This window comes from Kitasatospora sp. NPDC047058, from assembly GCF_040643935.1.
GTDB lineage: Bacteria > Actinomycetota > Actinomycetes > Streptomycetales > Streptomycetaceae > Kitasatospora.
On record NZ_JBEYVJ010000305.1, the window covers coordinates 1 to 8,749 of the forward strand.

The following is an 8,749-nucleotide window of genomic DNA, read 5'->3' on the forward strand; positions in this document are numbered from 1 at the left end:
CACCCGTACCCCTGCTCGTTCCACGGTGTCCGCAGCGGCTGGGTGCGCCCCTCGGCGTCGGTGGCCCGCGCCAGCCCCGGCCGCCACCGGGGCGCGGACGCCGACGACCGGCGCACCGGCCTCGACCCCGGCCCCGGCGCAGTCGGCGGCGCAGCCGGACACGCCCGCGCCGGTGTCCGCCACGGCCTCGGCGACCGCCCCGCACAGCGCGGCACCGTCCGGCGCCCCGCCCTCCTCGCGCCGCCCGGCGCCGACGGCCACCGCCACGTCCTCGGTCAGCAGTTACCCGGTGCCGGGCGGCAGGGTCGCCCTGGACCTGCGGGCCGACAGCGCCTCGCTGGTGTCCGCCACCCCGGACCCGGGCTGGCAGATGCAGGTGTGGAACGGCCCGCAGTGGCTGCGGGTGGACTTCACCAAGGGCGCCCAGGCCAACTCGGTCTTCGTCACGTGGAACGGCCACCCGCCGACCGTGGAGACGGTGGTCCGCTGACCGGACCTTGCGGGCGCCCGGTCACCAGCGCTCGAACGGCACGTACCCCGGCAGGTAGGGGCCGCGGTAGCGGGACCGGTCGACCAGGGTGTGCCGGGTGCCGCCGGGCACCCCGATCGCGGCCAGCACCACCGTCCCGTACCGGTCCTGCACCTCGTACGGCTCGGCGAGCGCGCCGGCGCCGCGGTCCACCGCGTAGTCGTACGCGTAGTGGACGTCGGGCACGGCCACCGCGAGGTCGATCACGCCGTCGCCGTGCCGGGCCAGGTGTCCGGCGAGGTCCCGGCCGCGCGGCCCGATCACCTGGACCAGCGAGGTGAGCACGAACCTGGTCCCGGGCGCGTCCAGGACGTACGCGACGGTCTCCGGTTCGCCGGTCTCGGGGCCGGCGTAGGCGGTGCAGCGCAGTCCGAGCGCGGTGGCGTAGCGGCGGGCCGCCCGCCGGGCGTCGCCGACCGCGAAGACCACCGCGTCGGCGCGCCCCATCGGGAAGAGGTCGGGTTCCTCTCCCCCGGCCCGGAGGCCGGGAGATGCCCCCGGGCCGGCGGTGAGCAGCATGGGTTCGGCGGCGGTGTCGGTCATGACGGCCCTCCCGGTGGGCGTGCGGGACCACGGCTGTCCCGTGGTCCGGCGCGGGGTACGGCTCACGGGGTGGTGGCTGGAGGGTGGCGCCGGGCCGACCGTCGCGCAACTGTTCCGTTTCCTCCTGGTCAAGGTGTGCTCCGGGGCGGGAGAATCGGCCCCGTCGCTGTACAGAATGCCCACCGGAGGAGGAGCCCGCGATGCCCCCCGCCCACTCCCCGAGCGTCCCCGACTCCCCTGCCGGGCAAGGCCCTTCCGGCCCTTCCGGCCCTTCCGGCCCTTCCGGCGGCAACGACGCGATCGACGTCCTGGACGGCCGGCTGATCCGGCTGCTCGCCGAGGAGCCGCGGATCGGGGTGCTGGAGTGCTCGCGCCGGCTGCAGGTGGCCCGCGGCACGGTGCAGGCCCGGCTGGACCGGCTCCAGGCCAAGGGGGTGATCGGCGGTTTCGGCCCGGAGGTGGACCCGGCCGCGCTGGGCTACCCGGTGACGGCCTTCGCCACGCTGGAGATCTCGCAGGGCCAGGGCAACGACGTGCGGGCGCACCTGGCGGCGGTGCCGGAGGTGCTGGAGCTGCACACGATCACCGGGCGCGGGGACATGATGGTGCGGATCGTGGCCCGGTCCAACGCGGATCTGCAGCGGGTGATCGACCGGGTGGTCGGCTTCGACGGCATCGTCCGGTCCTCGACGGCGATCGCGCTGGAGAACCCGGTGCCGTACCGGATCCTGCCGCTGGTGGACCAGGCCGCCGCCGAGTAGCGCGGGGCCGGCCGGGCCCCGGCCCGGGGAGTCTCAGCAGCTGGGGACGGCCCCGCCGGTGCGCAGCGCCTCCAGGGCGGCGACCGACTCGCCCAGCGTCCCAACGGGGACGAGCCGCAGCCCCGCGGGCGTGTTGACCTTGGCGTCCGCGCACTCGTCCTTGGGCAGCAGGAACACCGTCGCCCCGTCCCGGGCGGCCGCCTGGGTCTTCAGCGGGACTCCGCCGACCGGGCCGATCACGCCCTGGTCGTCGATGGTCCCGGTGCCCGCGACATTGATCCCGCCGGTGAGGTCGCCGCCCTTGCCGTCCCCGGCGAGCTTGTCGACGATGCCCAGCGCCAGCATCTGGCCGGCGCTGGGGCCGCCGATGTCGCCGAGGTCGACCTTCACCTTCACCTGGTCGGGCGAGAGGTGCAGGTAGGAGAGCGCGGCCATGGCGGCGCTGTTCTGCGACTCGGTCATCTGCCGGGCGGTCTCCTCCTCGGCCTTGGCCGGGTCGCCCGCCGGGTAGACCGTCTCGGTCGGCCGGATCGCCTCGTCCCGGTCGAACCAGGCCTGCATCGAGCGCCAGAAGGTGGTCCGCTCGCCGGCGTTGGTCGCCGAGATGGTCACCATCCGCAGCTGGCCCTGCGTGCTGCGCACCGGCGCGCCGGTGATGGTGAGCACCGGCTTGTCCTGGTAGCTGCCGAGGGTGTCCGCGGTGATGCCCGGCCAGGTCAGCGTGTAGGGCAGCGGGACGAAGGCGGCCACGCCGAACAGCGCGGCGACCAGCACGCCGCACAGCGTCAGCGCGCGGGTCCGGGGAGCGGTGAGGGCCTTGGGCAGCTTGGAGTCGGACACAGAGGCATCCAAACACACCCGGGCGCCTGCGCAGGCACTACCGCAGGGCGTCGGCCACCTCGGTCGCGGCCTCCACGACCCGGGGGCCGACCCGCTCGGGGACCAGCCCGTTCAGCATCACCACGCCGACGCTGCCCTCGATCCCGCTGAGCCCGACCAGGGCGGCGGCCGCGCCGCTCGCCCCGGACTGCTCCTCCGCGCGGGTGATGACGAAGCCCTGCTCCGGACGGCGCTGGCTGGGGAAGCCGCGCGCCTCCAGGATCGCCCGGCCGGCGGCGCTCTCCGCCAGCGGGTGGCGCAGCCCGGTCCGGTAGGCGACGTGGAAGTCGGTCCAGCTGGGCTCGACCACCGCGACGGCCAGCGCCTCGTTGCCGTCCACCAGGGTGAGGTGGGCGGTCGCGCCGAGGTCCTCGGCCAGGCTGCGCAGGGCCGGCAGTGCCGCCTCGCGCAGCAGCGGGTGCACCCGGTGGGCCAGTCGCAGGACGCCGAGGCCGACCCGGGCCCGGCCGCCGATGTCCCGGCGGACCAGCCCGTGCTGCTCCAGGGTGGCCAGCAGCCGGTAGACGACCGTCCGGTTGACGGCGAGCCGGGCCGCCAGCTCGGTGACGGTGAGCCCGCGCTCGGAGTCGGCGAGGAGCTTGAGGACCCGGACGCCACGGTCCAGGGTCTGGGAGGTCTCTGCAGTCACGACGCGCAATTCCTTTCCGCGGCGGGTCGCGGAGCGGCGGCGCCGGTCCGGACTCAGGTGTCGCGCGCAGGTGGGTGGCCGCGCTCGGACCGCGGAGTGTCGTCCTTGACGCTCTGGCGGTCCTGCGGCGCCGGCCCGGGGGGTTTCCCAGCGGGAGAGCGTGTGGGAAAGGTAGTGAAGGAATTCTCGCGACGGAAGTACTTGTCCAAAATTCGGGCATGATCGTTTTTGCCGCACCCGACGAATACGGGCAAATGCCGACATTCCACCGGTCACGGCAGGGCTCAAGTTCGAACACAGTCCGAAGTCCGGACACTCGGCCGGAGGGGGGTGTTCCACGGCGACTCCGCACCACGGACGCACTCCGGGCACACTCCGGACGTACCCCGGAATCGCCCCCGGACCGTATCCGGCGGCGGGGGGGCGTCAGAGCAGATTGCGCAGCACCGTCCAGGCCACCGCGACGCCGAGCAGCACCGCGGTGCCGCGCCGCTCCAGCGGGGGCTGCCAGCGGCGCCCGGCCAGGCCGTGCCGCAGCCAGGTGAGGTAGAGCAGCGCGACCAGCGGCAGCGAGAGCAGCAGCGCCGCGTTGTCGTGCCAGGCCGCCGCGAGGTCGCCGTGCATCAGGTCGTACGTCATCCGGGTCCCGCCGCAGCCCGGGCACTGCAGGCCGGTGACCTTCCGGAACGGGCAGAACGGCAGCACCTGCCCGGGCAGGTGCGGGTTCCGCGACCACAGGTACGCGGCGCCGGCCAGGCCGCCCACGGCCACCGCCACCGGCGGCAGGGCGCTGCGCAGCCGGGTACCGAGGGGCAGCCGGGCACCGGGGCGCAGCCGCGCGGGTACGGCGAAGCCGCCCCGGCCGCGATGGCCGGGGCGGCGTGCCGCGAGGTGCTCGGGCAAGCTCAGCTGCGCAGCAGACGGCCCTGGGCGTCCGTGCGGTCGTTGCTGGTCAGGAAGAGGATGCCGTCGATCAGCGACCAGAATCCGAGACCGCCGCAGGTCAGCAGCTGGGCGATGCCCATGCCGACGTGACCCGTGTAGAACCGGCCGATACCCAGGTAGCCGAAGAAAATCGTCAGGAGGCCCGCGACGACCTTCGACTTGTCGGACAGCTCGGGCTGCTGCTGGGCGTAAGGGGGGTACGACACGTTCGGTGCGCTCCTTGTGACGACAGGCCCCGGGCACGACGTGGGTGTCGCAGCCTCGGGGGTGAGGTTGGCCGGCCGGATTCACCGGGGCCGTGGCGACCGTCCCGAAGGGGTCGGCGCACGGCTCTGACGGCCCGGAGGCGGCACAGCACGCGGAACACTAGCGGATGATCACACCGGCTGTCTCCACAAATTCTTCGCGTGCATCTGAACATCGGGCGGCACCGAAGATATGACCACCGGTGATATGACCTGATTTCCGCTGAGGTGACGTTACTTCGCCCATTCCCGGATGCGGGCGATCCGCGCCGTCAACTGGTTGGCGGTGGCCTGCGCGGTGAGCGGCCCGCCGCACTGACGGCGCAGCTCGTTGTGAATGGTGCCGTGCGGCTGGCTGGTCCGGTGGTGCCAGGCCGCCACCAGCGCGTTCAACTCCTTGCGCAGTTCCCGCAGTTCCTGGTGGGTGACGACCGGCCGCTGCTCGGCCGGCAGCTCCAGCAGGTCGGCCTCCTCGGCCGGCTTGCCCTTGCTGCGCTGGATCTGCCGGTGCTGGCGCTTCTGCAGCAGCATCTGCACCTGGTCCGGCTCCAGCAGGCCCGGGATGCCGAGGTAGTCCTCCTCCTCCTCGCTGCCCGGGTGCGCCTGCATGCCGAACTCCATGGCGTTGTACAGCACCCGGTCGAAGACCGCGTCGGAGCCGATCGCCTCGTAGGAGAACTCCTCGCCGCCGGCGCCGTCCGGGCCGTCGTTGGCGCGCTCGGCCTCGGCGAGCAGCCGGTCCTCCTCGTCGAAGAGGCCCTCGCCCTCCTTCTTCGGCCGGTCCAGCACGTGGTCGCGCTGGAGCTCCATCTCGTTGGCGAAGCCCAGCAGCATCGGGATGGTCGGCAGGAAGACCGAGGCCGTCTCGCCGCGCTTGCGGGCGCGCACGAAACGCCCGACGGCCTGGGCGAAGAACAGCGGGGTCGAGATCGAGGTGGCGTACACCCCGACGCACAGGCGCGGGACGTCGACGCCCTCGGACACCATGCGGACCGCGACCATCCAGCGGGACGTCCCGGCCGCGTAGTCGGAGATCCGCTTGGACGCCTCGGTCTCGTCGGAGAGGACCAGGGTGACCTTCTCGCCGCTGATCTCGCGCAGCATCTTGGCGTACGCGCGGGCCACGGTCTGGTCGGTGGCGATCACCAGGCCGCCGGCGTCCGGGATCGCCTTGCGGACCTCGGTGAGGCGGCGGTCGGCGGCCTGCAGCACGCTCGGGATCCACTCGCCCTGCGGGGCGAGCGCGGTGCGCCAGGCCTGGGCGATCAGGTCCTTGGTCATCGGCTCGCCGAGCCGCGCCTCCAGCTCGTCGCCGGACTTGGTCCGCCAGCGCATGTTGCCGCTGTAGGAGAGGAAGATCACCGGTCGGACGACGTGGTCGGCCAGCGCGTGCCCGTAGCCGTAGGTGTAGTCGGCGACCGACTTGCGGATGCCGTCGCCGCCCGCCTCGTACTGGACGAACGGGATCGGGTTGGTGTCGGAGCGGAACGGCGTCCCGGTCAGCGCCAGCCGCCGGGCGGCCGGCTCGAAGGCCTCGAAGCAGGCCTCGCCCCAGGACTTCGAGTCACCGGCGTGGTGGATCTCGTCCATGATGACCAGCGTCTTGCGGGCCTCGGTGCGGTTGCGGTGCAGCATCGGGTTCACGCCGACGCCCGCATAGGTGACCACGATGCCGTGGTAGTCCCGGGAGAGCGGCCCGGAGGAGTACGCCGGGTCCAGCCTGATGCCTATCCGGGCGGCGGCCTCCGCCCACTGCTTCTTCAGGTGCTCGGTCGGGGCGACGACGGTGACCTGCTGCACCAGGTGGTTGTGGAGCAGGTAGGAGGCCAGGGTCAGCGCGAAGGTGGTCTTGCCTGCGCCCGGGGTCGCGACCGCGAGGAAGTCCCGCGGCTGGTTCTCGATGTACTTGTCCAGCGCACCCTGCTGCCAGGCCCGCAGCTTCCCGGCGGTACCCCAGGGGGCCCGGCCGGGGAAGGCCGGCGACAGGTGGTGCGAGGCGGCGGGCGACGTGTGGCCGGCGGCCCGGACGGGCGCGTCCGGCTCCTGCACGTCGGAGAAGAGCGGCATCGAGGAGGCGGCGGCAGTACTCACGGTCTCCGAGGGGGATCGTCGCAGGTCAGAGGCTGTTTTGCAGCCCCGGCCCGCGGTCTGGCGGCAATCGGGCAACCCGCCCAGCGTACCGGTCCGGCGCCGGACGGGCGGCCAGGCCGGGCCCCCGCGCGGCCCCGCACGGCCGGAAACGGACGTGACGCGGATCACGGTGATCGGCCGCGAAAACCGCGTAAGCGCGACCGCCCCCGCCGACTCTCACCGGAGTGGGGCCGCGCACCACGCTCCCCTGCCGTCACCCCGGTCGCACCGCGCCGGGAAGGCCCCGCACCACCAGAGAGGACGCACCGTGCACACCGCCGTCGAGGAGACCGTCCGGGCCCGCCTGATGCTTTCCAGCCACCGCTCCGCCCGTCTGCACGTCACCCTGTCCTACGCCCCGGCGGACCCGCTCGCCGTCCGGATGGCCTTCCCCGCCGAGTTCTCGCTCGACGGGCCGGAGGACGGAACGGTCCCGGACGGCGGCGAGGACATCGTCTGGGTCTTCGCCCGCCGGCTCCTCACGGCCGGCCTGGAGCTGCCCGCCGGCGTCGGCGACGTCCACGTCCGGCCCGCGGCCGGCCGGCACACCATGGTCGAGCTGCGCGCGCCCGAGGGCACCGCGCTGGTCCGGTTCGACAGCACCGACCTGCGGCGCTTCCTGTGGCGCACCCGGCTGGTCGTCCCCGAGGGCGAGGAGCACCTGCACCTCGACGCCGACCGGGCGCTCGCCGAGCTGCTCCGCTGAGCCGCTCCGCGGTGCTGCGCCGGTGCCCGCCCCGCCCGGGCGGGGCGGGGCGGCCGGGCTTCAGGACGACAGCCGGCGCATCAGCCGGACGCCCTGCGCCGCCGTCAGGTGCGGCAGGTACGCCTTGCCGATCGCCCGGGTGATGCTGGGCAGCGCCGCCGGGTCCGGGTACGCCATGTACAACGGGCGGTACTCGGGCTGGAACTTCGCCTTGAACGCGAGCAGCGAGCGGAAGCCGTACACCGGTTCCAGCACCCGGCCCATCCAGTCGAGCATCCGCTGCAGGCCGGTGGGCGGCGCCTCCTGCCCGGACCGGGCCAGCGGCGCGCCGGAGAGCGAGAGGAACCGCGCCCCCTCCTCCTTGAAGCCGAGGGCGGCCGAGGCGATCAGGAACTCCGTCACCCCGCGGAAGCCGTCCGAGCGCCGGCGCATGAAGTCCAGCGTCCAGCCGACCGGCGCCCCGTTCTCGTACACCGGCATCCAGCTGGTCAGGCCGTGCACCCGGTGCTCGCCGTCGACCGCGACCAGCAGCCGGACGGCCGGGTCGTCCAGTTCCTCCAGGCCGCCGAGGGTGAAGCCCATCTCGGGCAGGCCCTTCTCGGAGACCCACTCCTCCGAGATCGAGCGGATCTGGTCGCGCAGGGCGAGCGGCGCGTCGTGGTAGGACCACCACTCGGCGGTGATGCCCTGCTTGCCGGCCTTGTTGAGGGCGGTCCGGATGTCCTGCCACTTGCGGCCGGTGAAGGCGAGCTCGGGCAGCGCGACCACGGTGTCCTCGGCGACCTGCAGCGAGCGCCAGCCGAGCTGCCCGGCGGCGGCCCTGGTGTCCGGGGTGACGCTGTAGAAGCACGGCGTCCAGCCGCGGGCGTCGCAGTACCGGGCGAAGCCGGCCACCGCCCGGCGGCGGGCCTCCGGTTCGCCGAACGGGTCGCCGGTGGTGAGCGCCACGGTGGAGAGCACCCGGTAGGCGACGGCGGCCCGGCCCTCCTCGTCGAACCAGTAGTGGTTGCCGTCCCAGGTGGTGATGAAGGAGAGCGTGCCGCCGCCGTGCGCAGTGAGCAGCGCCCGGGCGCGGGCCGCGTCCTCGGCGTCCGCGTGCACCATCGGCCGGCGGAAGGCCAGCAGCAGCGCCGTCAGCGCGACCACCCAGAAGGCCAGGCCGCAGTACGTCTCCAGGAACCGGGCGAACGGGCCGACGGCGATCGGGTAGTCGGGCAGCAGGTCGTTGTAGGCGGGCGGCAGGAACTGGGCGGGCAGCCCGGCGAGCATGCCGCGGAAGGTCGCCCCCGGCTCGAACTGCGCGGCCGCCAGCACCCCGAGCCCGGCGTACGCGGCGGAGGCGGAGAAGGGGAGGGAGCGCAG

10 protein-coding genes are annotated in these 8,749 nt (G+C 73.8%); 3 read left to right on the forward strand and 7 right to left on the reverse strand.

What is annotated here, in order from left to right; all coding sequences use genetic code 11:
• The first annotated feature begins 172 nt into the window (after positions 1-172).
• A complete protein-coding gene (locus ABZ885_RS30720) occupies positions 173-490 on the forward strand; it encodes a hypothetical protein (protein ID WP_360195711.1) in 318 nt (105 codons plus the stop codon).
• 21 nt (positions 491-511) lie between these two features.
• On the opposite strand, the gene ABZ885_RS30725 is transcribed toward ABZ885_RS30720, so the two are convergent.
• Complete coding sequence (locus ABZ885_RS30725) at positions 512-1,072, reverse strand: VOC family protein (protein WP_360195713.1); 561 nt, start codon at positions 1,070-1,072, stop codon at positions 512-514.
• A 200-nt stretch (positions 1,073-1,272) separates the two neighbouring features.
• Between ABZ885_RS30725 and ABZ885_RS30730 the strand changes: the two genes are divergently transcribed.
• Positions 1,273-1,833 (forward strand): Lrp/AsnC family transcriptional regulator, encoded by a 561-nt coding sequence (locus ABZ885_RS30730; RefSeq protein ID WP_360195716.1) that lies wholly within the window; start codon positions 1,273-1,275, stop codon positions 1,831-1,833.
• 33 nt (positions 1,834-1,866) lie between these two features.
• On the opposite strand, the gene ABZ885_RS30735 is transcribed toward ABZ885_RS30730, so the two are convergent.
• The 5 genes from ABZ885_RS30735 to ABZ885_RS30755 all read right to left on the reverse strand — a co-directional run bounded on the left by ABZ885_RS30735 (position 1,867) and on the right by ABZ885_RS30755 (position 6,618).
• Entirely contained in the window at positions 1,867-2,673 is an 807-nt protein-coding gene (locus ABZ885_RS30735; RefSeq protein WP_360195719.1) for a S16 family serine protease, read from the reverse strand.
• A 37-nt stretch (positions 2,674-2,710) separates the two neighbouring features.
• Positions 2,711-3,361: a helix-turn-helix domain-containing protein gene (locus ABZ885_RS30740; protein ID WP_360195722.1), complete on the reverse strand. Its 651-nt coding sequence runs from the start codon at positions 3,359-3,361 to the stop codon at positions 2,711-2,713.
• Between the two features lie 426 nt (positions 3,362-3,787).
• Positions 3,788-4,264 (reverse strand): DUF2752 domain-containing protein, encoded by a 477-nt coding sequence (locus ABZ885_RS30745; RefSeq protein ID WP_360195724.1) that lies wholly within the window; start codon positions 4,262-4,264, stop codon positions 3,788-3,790.
• Positions 4,265-4,266: 2 nt separating this feature from the next.
• Positions 4,267-4,512 carry a TM2 domain-containing protein gene (locus tag ABZ885_RS30750; RefSeq protein ID WP_360195727.1) on the reverse strand — a complete coding sequence of 82 codons (246 nt, stop codon included), beginning with the start codon at positions 4,510-4,512 and terminating at the stop codon, positions 4,267-4,269.
• A 273-nt stretch (positions 4,513-4,785) separates the two neighbouring features.
• Positions 4,786-6,618, reverse strand: coding sequence for a DEAD/DEAH box helicase (locus ABZ885_RS30755; RefSeq protein WP_360195735.1), 1,833 nt, complete (start codon positions 6,616-6,618; stop codon positions 4,786-4,788).
• A gap of 331 nt (positions 6,619-6,949) precedes the next feature.
• Between ABZ885_RS30755 and ABZ885_RS30760 the strand changes: the two genes are divergently transcribed.
• Positions 6,950-7,387 carry an SsgA family sporulation/cell division regulator gene (locus tag ABZ885_RS30760; protein ID WP_360195730.1) on the forward strand — a complete coding sequence of 146 codons (438 nt, stop codon included), beginning with the start codon at positions 6,950-6,952 and terminating at the stop codon, positions 7,385-7,387.
• 60 nt (positions 7,388-7,447) lie between these two features.
• Here the strand turns inward: ABZ885_RS30760 and ABZ885_RS30765 are convergent.
• A partial coding sequence (locus tag ABZ885_RS30765; RefSeq protein ID WP_360195732.1) for a DUF2156 domain-containing protein occupies positions 7,448-8,749 on the reverse strand: 1,302 nt, incomplete at its 5' end.

What these genes read in the sequence shown, in the direction of transcription:
- ABZ885_RS30725 (WP_360195713.1), bottom strand. Translation starts at nt 1,072, where the DNA reads ATGACCGACACCGCCGCCGAACCCATGCTGCTCACCGCCGGCCCGGGG.
- ABZ885_RS30730 (WP_360195716.1), top strand. Translation starts at nt 1,273, where the DNA reads ATGCCCCCCGCCCACTCCCCGAGCGTCCCCGACTCCCCTGCCGGGCAA.
- ABZ885_RS30755 (WP_360195735.1), bottom strand. Translation starts at nt 6,618, where the DNA reads ATGCCGCTCTTCTCCGACGTGCAGGAGCCGGACGCGCCCGTCCGGGCC.